The organism is Flavobacterium cellulosilyticum (assembly GCF_004349355.1).
Classification (GTDB): domain Bacteria; phylum Bacteroidota; class Bacteroidia; order Flavobacteriales; family Flavobacteriaceae; genus Flavobacterium; species Flavobacterium cellulosilyticum.
The window spans coordinates 919,293-935,134 of the sequence record NZ_SMFK01000001.1 but is presented as its reverse complement, the minus strand read 5'-3'; the positions used below and the strand labels follow the sequence as shown (position 1 = coordinate 935,134).

The window sequence follows — 15,842 nt, the reverse complement described above, 5'->3', positions numbered from 1 at the left end:
AAATTTTGCCAATTTAAGTGGTAGCTTTTTAATAATTTACCCGCTGGTAATAAAAGCTTTTATCTTTCGCAAGTTAAAGATAAATCAAAATATCTTTATTTCAACAACGAAACAATGGAGTCATTTTCTTGGTTCAATGCATAGTCCAAGGCCGTTTTTCCAAAAATGTCCTTTTGGTGCGTATTAATTTTATATTTTAACAAAATTTCAACACATTTTACCTGACCAAAAGTTGCTGCAAAAAATAAAGCATTCGCCTTATTATAATTTACCAAATCTGGACTTGCTTTATGTATTAATAATAATTCTACTAAGGAAGAATACCCTTTAAAACAAGCGCCCATCAAAGCGGAATTACCGGAAGAATCCTGAATATCTAAATTTGCTTTTTGCGAAATCAAATACGATGCAACCTCATAATTATTATTGTAAACGGACAGAATAAGCAAACTATAACCGGAGGAATTTAATAAGTTGATATCATTCCCTTCCTTTATAAAATTTTCAATCGTTTTTAAATCATTCGTTCTTGCCGCTTCAAAAACAGCTGTGTTTTGTGCCTTCAAAAAACCAGAAATTAAAATCAATAGTGTGAAAATTATTTTTTTCATTTTTTAAAAATATAAATAAAGGAGCGCAAAAAAACGCTCCTTATATTAAGTTTACTAACCGTTATTGCATCATTAAAGACTCTAATTCTTTCCGATCCATATTAAGCTCTTTTGCTAAACGCATTCCGTATTCTCTATCCGCTTGATAAAAATGAGCAATCATTTTAGCAACAACGACTTTATTTTTTACCTGTTTCAATGCTCCTGATAAATTATATATTAATGCATCTTGATCTTTCTTAGAAAAAGAACGGTACAAATCACCCGCTTGAGCAAAATCATTTGGTTTCGAAATTTTTGACTGTGCTGTTGTAACGGTTACAAATCCTGATTTTGAATATTTGAATTTTGCATCCTCCTTTACTTCAGGTTTATTTGTTGATGGCTGATAATTTACATCACCAGTTTGAGGACGCAACGACATATATCCATTTTCATTATAGGTGTTTACTCCATTTTTAGGCATATTTACTGGAATTTGTTGAAAATTCCCTCCTAAACGATGGCGTTGTGTATCAGAATACGAAAACAATCTCCCTTGTAATAATTTATCTTCCGAAGGCTCAATTCCCGGAACCAAAATTGCTGGTGAAAAAGCGGCTTGCTCTATTTGTTGAAAATAATTAGTAGGATTTTGATTCAAAGTCATTGTTCCCACTTTGATCAATTTAGCAATTTTTTCAGGCCAAATTTTAGTAGGATCAACGGCATTAAAATCCAAAGCTATAAAATCTTCTTTTTTCAACATTTGAACATACAAATCCCATTTTGGAAAATTCCCTTTTTCAATTTCATTTCGCAAATCCAAAGTAGCATGTTCAATTTGTGTAGATTGAATTGCATTGGCTTCTGCTTGTGATAAATTACGCATTTCCTGTTGTGGAACCCATTTGTATTTTACATATGTAACTTCGCCTTTCGCATTTACCCATTTGTAAGCATGTACTCCGTTGCCTTCCATTTGGCGAAAATTCGCTGGAATTCCATAATCAGAGAATAACCAGGTTAACATGTGAGTGGATTCAGGTATGTTAGAAAAGAAATCAAATACCCGATTCGGATCAGAAGCGCCATTTGTTATTGGAGAAGGTTTAAAGGCATGAACCATATCTGGAAACTTCATCGCATCGCGGATGAAGAAAACAGGCAAATTGTTTCCTACTAAATCATAATTTCCTTGTTCTGTGTAAAATTTAACTGCAAAACCCCGAGGATCACGGTAGGTTTCAGGAGAACCGGCTTGATGCGTTACTGTGGAAAAGCGAACCAATAATGGTGTTTTTTTACCCGCTTTATTTAAAAAATCGGCCTTAGTAACATCCGAAAAATCTGCGACTGCAACGAATTCTCCAAAAGCGCCGGTTCCACGAGCATGAACCACTCTTTCCGGGATACGTTCGCGGTCAAAGGCAGCTAATTTTTCAATCAAATGAATATCTTCAAGAAGGACTTGTCCATCTTGCCCTATCGTTTTTGAATTTTGATTATCACCTACCGGAGCTCCGGAATTTGTTGTTAATGTTTGACCAAAAGTTAGCTGGGTTACCGCCATTACCATTGATAAAACTAGTACTTTTCGTTTCATAAAACTATTTTTTATTTATTTGTTGCTGCAAAAATATTCACAAAAATCATATTGACATAACTGAAATTTTCTATATTTGTCATAGACAACATCTATAACCATGAACATCCAACAATTAGAATACATAATTGCGGTAGATCGATTGAAAAACTTTACCAAGGCTGCAGATTATTGCAATGTCACTCAAGCAACATTGAGCACAATGGTCAAAAAACTAGAGGAAGAGCTTGAAATAATTATTTTTGACCGAAAGAAAAATCCAACCGAAACAACAGAAATTGGAAAGGAAACTGTGGACAATGCAAAAAAAGTCGTTCTTCACAGCCAGCTTTTGAAAGAAAATGCCAAAAAAATTAATGGAAAAATTGAAGGAAAAATTAAAATTGGAATCATCCCCACAATCGCAAACTCTCTCCTTCCAAAAATCATAAAACCTATTTTTGAAAACTATCCTGATTTAAAACTGGAAATTTCAGAACTAACAACATTCTCCATTACAAAGCAGCTGAAAGAAGGGCAACTCGATATGGGAATTGTTGCAACACCTTTAAATGACGCCGGAATTGAAGATATCGTCTTGTTTTATGAAACTTTAATGGTCTATGGCGACATCGATCCAGTTCAAAATTATATTTTACCCGATGAAATTAGAAATCATAAAATCTGGCTTTTGGAAGAAGGTCATTGTCTTAGAGAACAATTTATTAAATTGTGCTCTTTAAAGAAAAAAGAACAAATGGTTGAAAATTTAAAACTTGAAGCAAGTTCATTTGACACTTTATTAAATATGATTGACGAATTTGGAGGATTAACCTTGATTCCAGAGTTATATTACAACACCCTTTCCCCCGAAAGAAAAAAACAGGTCAGTTTTTTTAAAGCTCCCATTCCGGTTCGTGAAATGAGCATTATTTACTATCGTCCATATGCAAAAATTAGGACAATTGAAGCCTTGTCCCAAATTATCCACAGCACGATTAACAAAGATTTAATTTCGAATAAATACAAAAAAAGTGAATTAGCAATTACGCAAATATAATTATTACCCACTCGTACTTTCGTAAAAAGAGTCCTCTGAAAGTTCCTTTTGCATAGAAGCCATAACAGCTAATTCATCGCATCGTTCATTTTGCGGATGATTGTTGTGCCCTTTTATCCATTTGAAATCGACTTGGTGTTTTCTGTAGATTATCAAAAATCGTTTCCACAAATCCGGATTTTTTTTGCCTGCAAACCCTTTTTTCTCCCAGCCAAAAACCCATTGCTTCATTACAGAATCGACAACATATTTTGAATCCGAAACGACCAAGACTTTCATATTGGGATTTTTTAGCTTTTCGAGACCTACAATTACAGCCAGCAATTCCATTCTATTATTAGTAGTGTGACGAAAACCTTCGTAGAATTCCTTTTTATGTGGGGTTCCTACCAATTCCATAACAACCCCATAGCCACCACGGCCAGGATTTCCTTTGGCAGCGCCATCTGTATATATATGAACATCGTGTTGATTGTTCAAAATTATAAGGTGTTAGTTATCAATTTTTCGACCACTTCAGGAAAATAACGTTGTTCTAGTTCGTGGATTTTTTCAGCAACTACTTCTGGGGTATCGGTAACCAAAACGGCGACTTTTTTCTGAAAAATAATATTTCCTTCGTCGTAATTTTCATTTACATAATGAATAGTTATACCGGTTTCATTCTCTTTATTTTCAACAATTGCTTTATGTACATGCATACCATACATCCCTTTTCCACCATATTTAGGCAACAGGGCAGGGTGAATGTTTATTATTTTATTAGGAAAAGCAGCAACGAAAGACTCCGGTAATTTTAAAAGAAATCCTGCAAGAACTATCCAATCAGGTTGAAAAGAATTAATTTTTTGTAATACTTCACCTTCAATAAAATCTTCTTTTGAAAATACTATAGCCGGAACTTTTAATTTTTGGGCCCTTTCAATTACTTTGGCATTTGGATTATTAGTAAAAACGGCAACAACCGTTCCTGTGTCTTTAGTTATAAAATGTTTTATAATATTTTCAGCATTAGACCCTGACCCAGAAGCAAAAATCACTATATTCATCATACTATTTATTGGTTTCAATTATGCAAAAAAAAGAATAAAAAGTGATATTAAATAACATTAATGAGTGTTTATGAAAATTATTTTATAAATTAGTCGTCACATTTATTAACTAAATAGTTGTTTTAAAATAAAGTTTTTTATTTTTGCCAACAAATTAAAATTTAAAATTAAAGATTATGTCAGACATTGCATCAAGAGTAAAAGCGATTATCGTAGACAAATTAGGTGTTGACGAAAACGAAGTTGTAACAGAAGCTAGCTTCACTAATGATTTAGGAGCTGACTCATTAGACACAGTAGAGCTTATTATGGAATTCGAAAAAGAATTCGATATTCAAATTCCAGACGATCAAGCAGAAAATATTGCTACTGTTGGTCAAGCGATTTCTTACATCGAAGAAGCTAAGAAATAATAAAAAACACCCGTTTATTTAATTGTGAACGGGTGTTATTATTTTAAAAATTAAATTCCAGATTGAATTTCAATCAAAAAGATATTTAAAATTTAATACCCATAGCTCTTTGTGATCTAATTACAGAAAGTCAGCATGGGTTTTGTTTGTTTAAAAATACTAAATACAAATAAATTATGGTATTAAGGCGAGTTGTTGTAACAGGTTTAGGCGCTCTCACTCCGATTGGAAATACTATTGAAGAGTATTGGAATGGACTTATTAATGGGGTAAGTGGAGCAGCACCAATTACATATTATGATCCATCTAAATTTAGAACACATTTTGCCTGTGAGTTGAAAAACTTTAATGTTGAAAACTTTATAGACAGAAAAGAAGCTCGAAAAATGGACCGATATGCTCAGTATGCAGTAGTTGCATCTGACGAAGCAGTTCAAGATGCAGCTTTCGATTTAGAAAAATTGGACAAAGATAGAGTTGGTGTAATTTGGGGTTCAGGAATTGGTGGATTAGAAACTTTTCAAATAGAAGTTCTTAATTTTGCAGCCGGAGATGGCACTCCAAAGTTCAACCCTTTTTTCATACCAAAAATGATTGCCGATATCGCTTGCGGACATATTTCTATAAAATATGGATTTAGAGGTCCTAATTTCGCAACCGTATCTGCTTGTGCATCGTCAACAAATGCAATCATAGACGCTTTCAATTATATAAGATTGGGTCATGCTGATGTTATGGTAACAGGAGGCTCAGAAGCAGCAGTAACAATCGCCGGAATGGGAGGATTTAACGCTATGCATGCTTTATCTACAAGAAATGATGATCCAAAAACTGCCTCTAGACCTATGGACAAAGGAAGAGATGGATTTGTTTTAGGCGAAGGTGCTGGCGCATTAATACTTGAAGAATACGAACATGCTATTGCCCGTGGCGCAACTATTTATTGTGAAATTGGCGGCGGCGGAATGTCAGCAGATGCTTATCATATTACCGCTCCACATCCAGAAGGTTTGGGCGCAAAAAATGTTATGTTAAACTGCTTGAGAGATGCAGGATTAAAACCAACAGATGTTGATGGTGTAAACATGCACGGAACTTCAACTCCACTTGGTGATTTAGCGGAATCAAAAGCAATTGAACATGTATTTGGAGAACATGCCTATACCATGAATTTGAATTCGACAAAATCAATGACAGGACATTTACTTGGTGCTGCAGGAGCTATTGAAACAATATCTTCGATTTTATCAATTAAATACGGAATTATTCCTCCAACAATCAATCATTTTACTGATGATGAAAACATTAATTCTAAATTAAATTTTACTTTTAATGTTGCACAAAAAAGAGAAATGAATGTTTTGATGAGCAATACCTTTGGTTTTGGTGGCCATAATGCTTGTGTATTAGTAAAAAGATTAGACTACAAATTATAAATGCGTATAATTAGAAAAATATTTTCAAAATCCCGTTCTCTAGAAGACGGGATTTTTTTTGATGCTATAGGAGAGATATTAGGATTCGACCCAATTAATCTTAATTATTATAAAAAAGCCTTTACTCATCGCTCTTCTAACAAACAAGATCAGAAGGGAAATGCTATTAATTATGAACGATTAGAATTTTTGGGAGACGCTATGTTAAGCTCTGTAATTGCTGCTTACTTATTTAGTGAGGCTCCAGCAGGAGACGAAGGTTATTTAACAAAAATGCGGTCTAAAATTGTTAGTAGAGAGCATTTAAATGAACTTGGAAAAGATTTAAATCTAATTCGTTTTATAGAAAGCAAAGTCCCTGTTCAACATTTTGGTGATAATATACATGGCAATATTTTTGAATCCCTTATTGGAGCCATTTATCTTGACAGAGGCTATGAATATTGCGAAAAATTCACTCAAAAAAGAGTCATCATTCCCTATGTTGACATTGCAAGACTGGAAGGAAAAGTGATTAGCTACAAAAGTCTTTTGATTGAATGGTGTCAGAAAGAAAAGAAACAATTTCATTATGACATATTTGAAGACAATGGAATCGATGGACAACGATTATTTGGTGTCAAACTGAGTATTGATGACAAAGTTATAGCAAAAGCTAGAGCAACTTCTAAAAAGAAAGCAGAAGAAAAAGCATCTCAACGTGCTTATTTTGCATTTCAAAAAAAAATTGACAATAAATAAACTAATACTACATCGTTTTAGTTTATAAAACAATAAAAAACATCGCATTAGATGTAAGTATCCACCAATAGAAATGGTATATTTGTAGCTATATTTTTTTATAAAATGGCAATTCATAAATTAAATTTTGGAGAATTTGACGAAATAGACTATCATCTAATTGCGATCCATACTTCATTAGAAGACTATAGATTAGCCTATTTCATCAACCTAAATCTTTCATTAAATTTAAGTAAAAATGAAAATGAAATTCAAATCAATATAAAGGAAGGCGAAACCAAATTTTCGAGATTTTATTATAAAAATATCGAAAAAGGAGTGTCATGGAATCTACTTCAAAACAAAAATGAAGTACTCGAATTAAAAAAAGAAATTAATCAAAACCTATTTTCAAATATTAGTCTAGAAGTGTCTACAAAAGTCTTCTTGTTACCCGAATATAAAAAGGTGGATTATTTTTTAAAAATAGAAAATTTGGATGAAGAAATGAGTTTAGATGAAATTCAATCCAAATTAAATGCAATAAACAACATCTCGACTGCATATATGGTTGAAACAAACATAATAAAATCAAAATATAATTTAATTTTTTAAAACAAATGCTTACAAACAAAAAAACGAAAATTGTAGCCACTCTAGGACCTGCATGTAGTACAAGAGAAATCATAAAAGACATGATTGAAGCAGGTGTAAATGTGTTTAGAATAAACTTTTCACATGCTGATTATGAAGGCGTCAAAGACAAAATAAATATAATCCGAAGCTTAAACGAAGAATTTGGATACACAACTGCAATATTAGGCGATTTACAAGGACCCAAACTTCGCGTAGGTATGATGGAAGAAGGTGTTGTTGTAAACGATGGTGATATTATCACTTTCACTACAGCAGAAGACATTCTTGGAACCGCTGAAAAAGTTTTCATGAAGTACAAAAATTTTCCAAACGATGTGAATCCTGGAGAAAAAATTTTACTTGATGATGGTAAACTAATATTCGAAATTGTCTCAACAGACAAAAAGACGGAAGTTGTAGCCAGAGTTCTTCAAGGTGGTGAATTAAAATCTAAAAAAGGAGTAAATCTACCTAACACAAAAATATCTTTACCTGCTTTGACTGAAAAAGATATTGCAGATGCAATATTTGCAATTGGCCAAAAAGTAGATTGGATTGCCCTTTCATTTGTAAAAACTCCAAGAGACTTACAAGATTTACAAGAATTAATCGAGAAACATTCTGATTATAAAATTCCAATTATCGCCAAAATAGAAATGCCAGAAGCATTAGAAAATATCGATAAGATTATTGCTTATAGTGATGCATTAATGGTAGCACGTGGAGATTTAGGAGTAGAACTTCCTGCTCATGAAGTACCTCTTGTTCAAAAAGATTTAATTCGCAGAGCAAAAACAGCTCGTATACCTGTTATTGTAGCCACTCAAATGATGGAAACGATGATCCACAGCTTAACTCCAACAAGAGCAGAGGTAAATGACGTAGCCAATTCTGTTATGGATGGAGCTGATGCTGTAATGCTTTCTGGAGAAACTGCCGCTGGAAATTATCCAGTACAAGTAATTCAACAAATGACACAAATTATTGAAGCTGTTGAAGATTCACCATTAATTCAAGTTCCACAAAACACGCCGCAAATAAAAACAAGTCGTTTTATTACAAAAATAGTTTGTCACCACGCTACTCAAATGGCAAATGACATCAAAGCAAAAGCTATTTGTACTTTGACTAATAGCGGTTATACAGCCTTTCAAATTTCGGCTTGGAGACCTCAATCTCATATATTAGTATTTACATCCAACAAAACAATTTTAACTCGCCTTAGCTTATTATGGGGTGTGAAATCGTTCTATTATGATAGTTCTGTAAGTACTGACGATACCGTTTCGGATGTTAATGAAATTGCAAAACAAAAGGGGTTTGTTAAGAAAGGTGATTTCTTAGTAAACCTTTCTGCAATGCCACTTACAGACAAAGGAATGGTGAATACTTTGAGAGTTTCTGAAATAGAATAATACATTTTATTTTACAATATTTAAATCCGTGACTTTCTACAGCACGGATTTTTTATTATATAAAAATTGGAATAAAAGTTAAGAAAAATTTAAACAAAATTCTCAGAAATATATTTTACTTTTGGTGAAATTAAATCATAAAAATTATGAATTTCAAATCTAAAAATCCTTTTTTAAACAATAAATCCTTTTCAGCAACATCAGCTTCAAAAAATAGTGAAGTGCATAATGCTACACTTATTGATTACAATCAAGATATGTCTTTGGCTGGAACAATCAATAAAACATTAGTATTGTTTTTACTATTAATGGCTTCTGCAATTGTGGTTTGGTGGATGGCATTTACTGGGATGAATCCTCTTGTGCCAACAATTGGTGGTGCAATAGTGGGCTTATTTTTAGTTGTGATTGCTGCTTTCAAACCTCACTTATCGCCCTATTTAGCTCCTGGTTACGCCTTATTCGAAGGTTTATTTATAGGAGGTATTTCAGCAATTTTCGAAACTCAATATCCTGGAATTGTAATTCAGGCTGTTGGCGCCACTTTTGTAACATTTGCTGTATGCTTAGGTTTGTATAAATATAAAATTGTAAAAGTAACAGAACAATTCAAATCAGTAGTGGTAGCAGCAACACTTGCCATTGCTACCTATTACCTTGTTTCTTGGTTATTCTCCATGTTTACTAGCTTTGTTCCTGTGCATTATGGCAATTCATTAATGAGTATTGGCATAAGTGTTTTTGTAATTGTAATTGCGGCTTTAAACTTATTTTTAGATTTTGATCGAATCGAAAAAGGAGTAGAACAAAAAATGCCAAAATATATGGAATGGTTTGGAGCTATGGGCTTAATGATCACCCTAGTTTGGTTGTACATTGAATTTTTACGATTATTGTCCAAACTTTCTAGTAGAAAATAATTCACAGCAATTTTTAAAAAACATAAAACCACGCCTAAAACCGTGGTTTTTTTGGTTAAAAAGCAAATTTCAATTGTACCACGACTGTTTTTTTAACTTCCGTGTTTAAATTACTCAATGAAATCCCTAAAAGGCGAACAGAATCTTTCATCCGTTCTTGGAACAGCAATTCTTTTACGTTTTCAATAATCAAGACTTTATCGGCTATAAAATATGGCAATGTTTTACTTCGAGTTTGTTGCGTAAAATCACTGTATTTAATTTTCAAAGTAATTGTCTTTCCTGCAATACGATGTTTTCTGAGTCTTTTTTCTAAAGAATTAGCAATGTGTTCTAATTTCTCCATCATAAAAATCTCAGAAGAAAGATTAACATCAAAAGTATGTTCTGCAGCAACTGATTTTGTGATTCGATCTGATTTAACTTCACTGTTATGAATGCCACGAACCACATTAAAATAGAAATTTCCTGATTTCCCAAAATGTTTCTCCAAAAATTCCAAGGATTTACTTTTCAGATCTAAACCGGTAAATATTCCCAATTGGTACATTTTCTCAGTGGTAACTTTACCTACTCCATAAAATTTTCGAATTGGTAATACTTCCAGAAAAGAAATTACTTCATCTGGATTTACCGTCTTTTGACCGTTGGGTTTATTGTAATCACTTGCTATTTTGGCCACAAATTTATTTACTGAAATTCCTGCCGAGGCAGTTAATCCCACTTCGTTGAGAATACGCAATCTAATTTCTTGTGCTAATAAAGAAGCGCTTGGATTTCCTTTTTTATTAATTGTTACATCAAGATAGGCTTCATCAAGCGAAAGGGGTTCCACTAAATCAGTATATTCATTGAAGATTGTTCTTATTTTACTAGAAATTTCTTTGTAACGATCGAATCTTGGGTGAACAAAAATCAAATCGGGACAATACTTTTTAGCCAAAACACCACTTATGGCACTTCTAACTCCAAATTTTCTAGCTTCATAACTTGCTGCAGCCACCACTCCTCGATTTTCAGATCCACCTACTGCAATGGGTTTTCCTCGTAATTCAGGATGATCCATTTGCTCTACAGATGCAAAGAAAGCATCCATATCGATGTGAATAATTTTCCTATTTAAATTAGTTTCGGACATTCTACAAATTTATAAAAAACAATTAGTGCAAGATATCCAAAGTTTTTATAAATTTGAATTTAACTCGAGCCAGAAACCCAAAGAAAACACTTCTTTTTAATGCTGTTTTTAGTTTGCATACTTGACTTAAGCAATTATTTTCACGTGCTTTTTCTAATAGATAGAAAAAAAGTAAAATCAAGAATTCGAAAGAAGCAAAATCTTTATATAAAAATTACACAATGTTAGAAATAGAACGAAAATTTCTTGTTACTTCAGATGCTTTTAAAAATGAAGCTTTCGCCAAAAACAGAATTACACAAGGCTATTTAAGCTCCATTCCAGAACGCACTGTTCGAGTTCGACTAAAAGGAGAACATGGATTCTTGACCATAAAAGGCGCTTCAAACGAGACAGGCCTATCCCGCTATGAATGGGAAAAAGAAATTCCTGTTGAGGAAGCTCAAAACTTAATACTACTCTGTGAAAAAGGCATTATCGACAAAACCCGTTTTGAGGTAAGACTGGGGTCACATATTTTTGAAGTGGATGAATTCTATGGCGAAAATGAAGGTTTACTAATTGCCGAAGTGGAACTTACTTCAGAAACAGAATCTTTTGAAAAACCTTCTTGGCTTGGCCAAGAAGTTACCAATGACAAACGGTATTACAACTCTTATTTGAGTAAGAATCCATTTAAAAAATGGTTGTAATCATTATTCAACAACTTCAATATTTACCATCATAACACCAATTCCTTTATTTTTTGCAATTTCCATAAAGGCACGTTTTGTAAGATCAATTTCTCTTGATTTCACAAATGGCCCTCTATCAATTATTTCTACAATTACTGATTTACCACTGGCAATATTAGTCACTTTTACTTTTGTACCAAAAGGAAGTTTTTTGTTAGCTGCAGTATATTTATTATTATCAAAACGGACACCACTTGATGTTTTTCTACCATTAAACTTATCATGGTAATATGAAGCAGGAACATTATTTTTGAAGGGTTTATACTTGAATAATTCTAAAGTTAACGAATCCGATACTAACTCAATAGGTTCAATGTTGAATTTACTCTTTTTGAGAGTATCTTTTGGATTTATTATTTTTTGAATAGTTGCATTTTGAGTAGTTGTAACTTGAGCAATTACATTTGTTTTTTGATTTATAGTTTTTTGTTTTTCTTTGTTCAATGTTTGACTAATTGCAAAACTTGCAATTGCGATTGAAATAAAAAGTGTTATTATTTTTTTCATTTTAAACTTTTAGTTGAACTCAGTTTAACAAAAACCATACCTAGATAAGAAAAGTCCTTTTCAGGACTTTTCTTTAATTTTTTAAAACCATAATCCCCAAGGAATTTTACTCAATATAATAACTAAACCTAATCCATAATAAATAGAAAATGTTTTGAATTTTGATTCACTTGTTGTTAATTTTTTATGTTTCATCCAACCAATAGTTATCAAGGTAATCCCTATAATATTCATTAATGGATGTTCTAATGAAGTTAATCGTAAAGCGGCATCTTTCATTTGTCCCAAAGAAGAAAAACCTAAGGGAGAAACAAAATAAATAATAAAACCTATTAATAGTTGTGTATGAATTGCTGCTAAGGCAAATAGCGAAATTTTTCGGTCTTTTTCTGTAAATTCTTTTTTGGAAAATAATCCAATGAACGAATTAACACTAGCGATTACTAATAATAAAAAAGCTATATAAGCCCAACCAGAATGTATTCCTTTAATAATTTCGTACATAAAATAAGTTTTTTTTTGAACAAATATAAATAAAAAAACATAAAAAAACGGCATCTACTTTTGAAGCGATGCCGTTTTTGAATTTGATTAAATTGTTTTTTAGAAATTGTAGCGAACACTAAAGTTCCAAGTTCTTCCAAATCCAAAATAAACATTGTTTGTTGTAGCTATCCCTTTATAAGTAGAAACCGTAGGAACATCTGAAGCGAATATATTAGATTTAGATTCGGCGATATAAACCTCGTCTAAAACATTGTTTACATTCAATCTAAAATTGAAAGAATCACCTCTTTTTGCATCAACAAATATTTTATAAGAGAAACCAGCATCCATCAAACCATAAGACGGCAATTCTAAAGACCCTTTATTAGTTTCAGAAGAAAATCCAGCAGGAGAGATCGCTGCATACAATTTATCATTGTAATTGTAATTAGCATCAAGAGTAACTCTTGTAAGAACCTCATAAGAAGCTCCAATAGAAGCAGTCATTTGAGCAGCATCACCTACTTTTACTTTGTCTAAATACAATGTTGTTGTTGTTCCTCCAGCAAATGGATTATTTTGTTGATCAAATCTATTACTCGTACTATTTCCTTTGTATTTCCAATCTGCTATTGAGAACATACCATTCAACTTAAATCTATCCGTAACTTTAGCTTGTGCCTCAAACTCTATACCATTATGAACTTCAGTAATTCCAGAAAAATCATAATACCCTCCAACATTATCAGCACCATTATCTGATGATCTTTGGTATCTGTCTTTCCATTGCGTACTGTATAAATTTATATTTGCAGTAAACATTCTTGAACGGAAACCATATCCAGCTTCGAATCCTATTATTTTTTCATTTGTTAAATTCCCGTTTAATACCGATCTGTTGTTAGGATAAACCGCATTAAAGAATGGCTGTTTAGAATAATATCCCGCATTTACAAATACATTTTGTTGCTCATCGATATTATAATTTGCTCCAGCTTTTACATTTCCACCTAAAATATTTTTAAAATCAGTTTTTGTAAGTGCATTTGGTTTCAAATAAACAAATTCATCAACTCTTTGGAAAGCTTGTTGAGAAACGGCTCCTTGAACAAATGCAGTTAGATTATCTTTAGAATATTCTAATTGTGTAAAAGCACCATACCAACGAACATTTCCTAAACTGTAGAATGAGATTTTTTCATTTGTATCTGCTTGTGAAAAAGGATTTATAGAAGGATTTGCAGAATATTGCTCAGTAACAATTTTATTTTTGTTATTAACATCACTAGTTTTATCAAGAAAAGCTCCTGCTCCCAATAATGAGTTTATGTTTGTAAAGTGATATCCTTTGTATGTTCTTGCATCTATACCAAAATCTAAAACTAATGTATTAGATAATTTTTTATTTAAACTTACTATTCCACCATACCAGTCATGAGAATTTATAGAAGATGTTCTAGAAAATCCTGTTGTAGTAACAGCAGCACTACCAGAACTAAATTCATTTATAAAACCGGTAAAAGGTGTCTGACCTGCTACTGTAGGTGATGTTGATTTCGTTCTTGTTTTCATAACACCATTGATACTTACTGGCATACCTGTATTCCAAGCAACAATTTTATCATAATCAACTAAACCACCTGCAGTTCTAAAGGCAGCACTTAAATAATTATTACCTAAGGCTCCACCCGCTCCAGAAGTTCCTCCACCACGACCCCAAGATCCGTAGAATATAGTAGATAATTTTGTAGTTTCATTAATTTTATAATCCCAATTGATCGAAGCTACCGGTTTGTGATAAAAATTTCTTTTCATATCATATTGTTCACCATTTAAAGTACCCCAATCAGAGTTATACTTTGTGTTTGGTTTGTCAACACTACCATATTTTTGGTAAGTAGCAATGTTTATCCAAGTACTTCTTTGATTATGCCATTGCGGAGCACCTGTAAAAGTAACCTGAATATCATGTTTAGCACTTGGCTTGTAGCCTAAGGCTATATAGTAATTTTGTCCTTCAAAGTTAGTTCCATCAATATATCCATCGCCACTTGTTGAACTCAACAAAACAGAAGCAGAAAGACCATTTTTCAACAATCCAGTATTATAAGAACCTTGAACTTTTAAATAATTTGCATTACCAAAACCTGAAGAAAAAGCACCACCCTCTTTCATATCAGATGATTTTGTAATAACATTGATTGTTCCTCCAACAGATGAAATTGCCAATTTAGAAGAACCTAGTCCTCTTTGAACTTGCATTGCTGAAGTTACATCTGACAAACCTGCCCAGTTACTCCAGTATACTGAACTATTTTCCATATCGTTTACTGGAACTCCATTGATCATTACAGCAATATTTTTTTGATCAAATCCACGAATATTAATTCTTGAATCTCCAAAACCACCTCCTTGTTTAGTTACATATACTGAAGGTGTGTTTTTTAGAATTTCAGGAAATTCCTGAGTCCCTAATTTTTCTTGAATTTCAGCTGCTTTAATAGTAGAAACGGCAACAGGAGTTTTTCTGTCTTTCGCATAATCTATAACTCCAGAGGTAACTACAACTTCATTTAATTCATTTGAGTTAGAAATCAAAACAAGAGTTCCTAAGTTCTGAGTTCCTCCATTAGAAACGCTAAACTTAACTGTCTTAGGTTCAAAACCAATAAAAGAAATAACTAATTCCCCTGAATTAGTAGTTGTGTTAATAGAAAATTTTCCGTCAAAATCCGTCGATGTACCCGCTTTTGCTCCTTTAATAGCAACGTTTGTCCCAGGCAATGAGTTTTGACCATCTGTGACAGTTCCAGTGATTTTTCCTTGTGAAAATACCGTCGAAACTACCAATAACAGTAATCCTAAGAGTAAGCAATTTTTCATTGTTTTCATTTTAGTTAAGTTTAGAAATTTTTGGCAAAATTCTAACATTTTATCCACAATAGCGTTAATGAAATGTTAATAAAATGAATTTCAATATTGATTTGTTAATAAATACCACATTTCATTGAAAATATGTTAACTATATTTTTATAAAAAATTGATTATCAACTAAGTAGTCAACGACACTCATAAAGCCCCTGTTGCTAAAAAATTACTTGTAATCCTTTAAACAAATGCAAAACAGTTGTTAGATAGCTTATTACATAA

The 15,842-nt window shown here is 32.4% G+C and carries 16 protein-coding genes; 8 read left to right on the top strand and 8 right to left on the bottom strand.

Annotated elements, in window-relative coordinates:
* Positions 1-95: 95 nt before the first annotated feature.
* Positions 96-611: an ankyrin repeat domain-containing protein gene (locus tag E0F76_RS03670; RefSeq protein WP_132001493.1), complete on the bottom strand. Its 516-nt coding sequence runs from the start codon at positions 609-611 to the stop codon at positions 96-98.
* Positions 612-672: 61 nt separating this feature from the next.
* Complete coding sequence (locus E0F76_RS03665; RefSeq protein WP_132001490.1) at positions 673-2,196, bottom strand: catalase; 1,524 nt, start codon at positions 2,194-2,196, stop codon at positions 673-675.
* 100 nt (positions 2,197-2,296) lie between these two features.
* Between E0F76_RS03665 and E0F76_RS03660 the strand changes: the two genes are divergently transcribed.
* Positions 2,297-3,235, top strand: coding sequence for a hydrogen peroxide-inducible genes activator (locus E0F76_RS03660; protein WP_132001487.1), 939 nt, complete (start codon positions 2,297-2,299; stop codon positions 3,233-3,235).
* A 3-nt stretch (positions 3,236-3,238) separates the two neighbouring features.
* Here the strand turns inward: E0F76_RS03660 and rnhA are convergent, their stop codons facing one another.
* A complete protein-coding gene (gene rnhA / locus E0F76_RS03655) occupies positions 3,239-3,715 on the bottom strand; it encodes a ribonuclease HI (RefSeq protein WP_132001484.1) in 477 nt (158 codons plus the stop codon).
* Positions 3,716-3,717: 2 nt separating this feature from the next.
* The gene (purN, locus tag E0F76_RS03650) at positions 3,718-4,287 is read right to left on the bottom strand and encodes a phosphoribosylglycinamide formyltransferase (protein ID WP_132001481.1); all 570 of its coding nucleotides are present in this window, start codon (positions 4,285-4,287) and stop codon (positions 3,718-3,720) included.
* Positions 4,288-4,463: 176 nt separating this feature from the next.
* Between purN and E0F76_RS03645 the strand changes: the two genes are divergently transcribed.
* From E0F76_RS03645 to E0F76_RS03620, 6 genes are all read left to right on the top strand, one after another.
* Positions 4,464-4,700, top strand: coding sequence for an acyl carrier protein (locus tag E0F76_RS03645; protein WP_007137004.1), 237 nt, complete (start codon positions 4,464-4,466; stop codon positions 4,698-4,700).
* A gap of 176 nt (positions 4,701-4,876) precedes the next feature.
* On the top strand, positions 4,877-6,136 hold the full coding sequence (fabF, locus tag E0F76_RS03640; protein WP_132001478.1) for a beta-ketoacyl-ACP synthase II: 1,260 nt from the start codon (positions 4,877-4,879) through the stop codon (positions 6,134-6,136).
* Positions 6,137-6,877, top strand: coding sequence for a ribonuclease III (rnc, locus tag E0F76_RS03635; protein ID WP_132001475.1), 741 nt, complete (start codon positions 6,137-6,139; stop codon positions 6,875-6,877).
* Between the two features lie 105 nt (positions 6,878-6,982).
* The gene (locus tag E0F76_RS03630; protein WP_132001472.1) at positions 6,983-7,471 is read left to right on the top strand and encodes an IPExxxVDY family protein; all 489 of its coding nucleotides are present in this window, start codon (positions 6,983-6,985) and stop codon (positions 7,469-7,471) included.
* 5 nt (positions 7,472-7,476) lie between these two features.
* Positions 7,477-8,907, top strand: coding sequence for a pyruvate kinase (gene pyk / locus E0F76_RS03625; protein WP_132001469.1), 1,431 nt, complete (start codon positions 7,477-7,479; stop codon positions 8,905-8,907).
* 146 nt (positions 8,908-9,053) lie between these two features.
* Positions 9,054-9,827 (top strand): Bax inhibitor-1/YccA family protein, encoded by a 774-nt coding sequence (locus tag E0F76_RS03620; protein WP_132001466.1) that lies wholly within the window; start codon positions 9,054-9,056, stop codon positions 9,825-9,827.
* A gap of 55 nt (positions 9,828-9,882) precedes the next feature.
* On the opposite strand, the gene dinB is transcribed toward E0F76_RS03620, so the two are convergent.
* Positions 9,883-10,965 carry a DNA polymerase IV gene (gene dinB / locus E0F76_RS03615; protein ID WP_132001463.1) on the bottom strand — a complete coding sequence of 361 codons (1,083 nt, stop codon included), beginning with the start codon at positions 10,963-10,965 and terminating at the stop codon, positions 9,883-9,885.
* A gap of 221 nt (positions 10,966-11,186) precedes the next feature.
* On the opposite strand from dinB, the gene E0F76_RS03610 reads away from it, so the two are divergent.
* Positions 11,187-11,657 carry a CYTH domain-containing protein gene (locus E0F76_RS03610; protein ID WP_132001460.1) on the top strand — a complete coding sequence of 157 codons (471 nt, stop codon included), beginning with the start codon at positions 11,187-11,189 and terminating at the stop codon, positions 11,655-11,657.
* A gap of 3 nt (positions 11,658-11,660) precedes the next feature.
* Here E0F76_RS03610 and E0F76_RS03605 read toward each other — a convergent pair whose 3' ends face one another.
* The 3 genes from E0F76_RS03605 to E0F76_RS03595 form a co-directional block, all read right to left on the bottom strand.
* Positions 11,661-12,206 carry a septal ring lytic transglycosylase RlpA family protein gene (locus E0F76_RS03605; protein ID WP_132001457.1) on the bottom strand — a complete coding sequence of 182 codons (546 nt, stop codon included), beginning with the start codon at positions 12,204-12,206 and terminating at the stop codon, positions 11,661-11,663.
* Positions 12,207-12,287: 81 nt separating this feature from the next.
* Positions 12,288-12,710 (bottom strand): hypothetical protein, encoded by a 423-nt coding sequence (locus E0F76_RS03600; RefSeq protein ID WP_132001454.1) that lies wholly within the window; start codon positions 12,708-12,710, stop codon positions 12,288-12,290.
* Between the two features lie 99 nt (positions 12,711-12,809).
* Complete coding sequence (locus tag E0F76_RS03595) at positions 12,810-15,584, bottom strand: TonB-dependent receptor (RefSeq protein ID WP_132001451.1); 2,775 nt, start codon at positions 15,582-15,584, stop codon at positions 12,810-12,812.
* Between the last annotated feature and the right edge of the window lie 258 nt (positions 15,585-15,842).

What these genes read in the sequence shown, in the direction of transcription:
- E0F76_RS03670 (WP_132001493.1), bottom strand. Translation starts at nt 611, where the DNA reads ATGAAAAAAATAATTTTCACACTATTGATTTTAATTTCTGGTTTTTTG.
- E0F76_RS03665 (WP_132001490.1), bottom strand. Translation starts at nt 2,196, where the DNA reads ATGAAACGAAAAGTACTAGTTTTATCAATGGTAATGGCGGTAACCCAG.
- E0F76_RS03660 (WP_132001487.1), top strand. Translation starts at nt 2,297, where the DNA reads ATGAACATCCAACAATTAGAATACATAATTGCGGTAGATCGATTGAAA.
- purN (WP_132001481.1), bottom strand. Translation starts at nt 4,287, where the DNA reads ATGATGAATATAGTGATTTTTGCTTCTGGGTCAGGGTCTAATGCTGAA.
- E0F76_RS03645 (WP_007137004.1), top strand. Translation starts at nt 4,464, where the DNA reads ATGTCAGACATTGCATCAAGAGTAAAAGCGATTATCGTAGACAAATTA.
- fabF (WP_132001478.1), top strand. Translation starts at nt 4,877, where the DNA reads ATGGTATTAAGGCGAGTTGTTGTAACAGGTTTAGGCGCTCTCACTCCG.
- rnc (WP_132001475.1), top strand. Translation starts at nt 6,137, where the DNA reads ATGCGTATAATTAGAAAAATATTTTCAAAATCCCGTTCTCTAGAAGAC.
- E0F76_RS03630 (WP_132001472.1), top strand. Translation starts at nt 6,983, where the DNA reads ATGGCAATTCATAAATTAAATTTTGGAGAATTTGACGAAATAGACTAT.
- pyk (WP_132001469.1), top strand. Translation starts at nt 7,477, where the DNA reads ATGCTTACAAACAAAAAAACGAAAATTGTAGCCACTCTAGGACCTGCA.
- E0F76_RS03620 (WP_132001466.1), top strand. Translation starts at nt 9,054, where the DNA reads ATGAATTTCAAATCTAAAAATCCTTTTTTAAACAATAAATCCTTTTCA.
- dinB (WP_132001463.1), bottom strand. Translation starts at nt 10,965, where the DNA reads ATGTCCGAAACTAATTTAAATAGGAAAATTATTCACATCGATATGGAT.
- E0F76_RS03610 (WP_132001460.1), top strand. Translation starts at nt 11,187, where the DNA reads ATGTTAGAAATAGAACGAAAATTTCTTGTTACTTCAGATGCTTTTAAA.
- E0F76_RS03605 (WP_132001457.1), bottom strand. Translation starts at nt 12,206, where the DNA reads ATGAAAAAAATAATAACACTTTTTATTTCAATCGCAATTGCAAGTTTT.
- E0F76_RS03600 (WP_132001454.1), bottom strand. Translation starts at nt 12,710, where the DNA reads ATGTACGAAATTATTAAAGGAATACATTCTGGTTGGGCTTATATAGCT.
- E0F76_RS03595 (WP_132001451.1), bottom strand. Translation starts at nt 15,584, where the DNA reads ATGAAAACAATGAAAAATTGCTTACTCTTAGGATTACTGTTATTGGTA.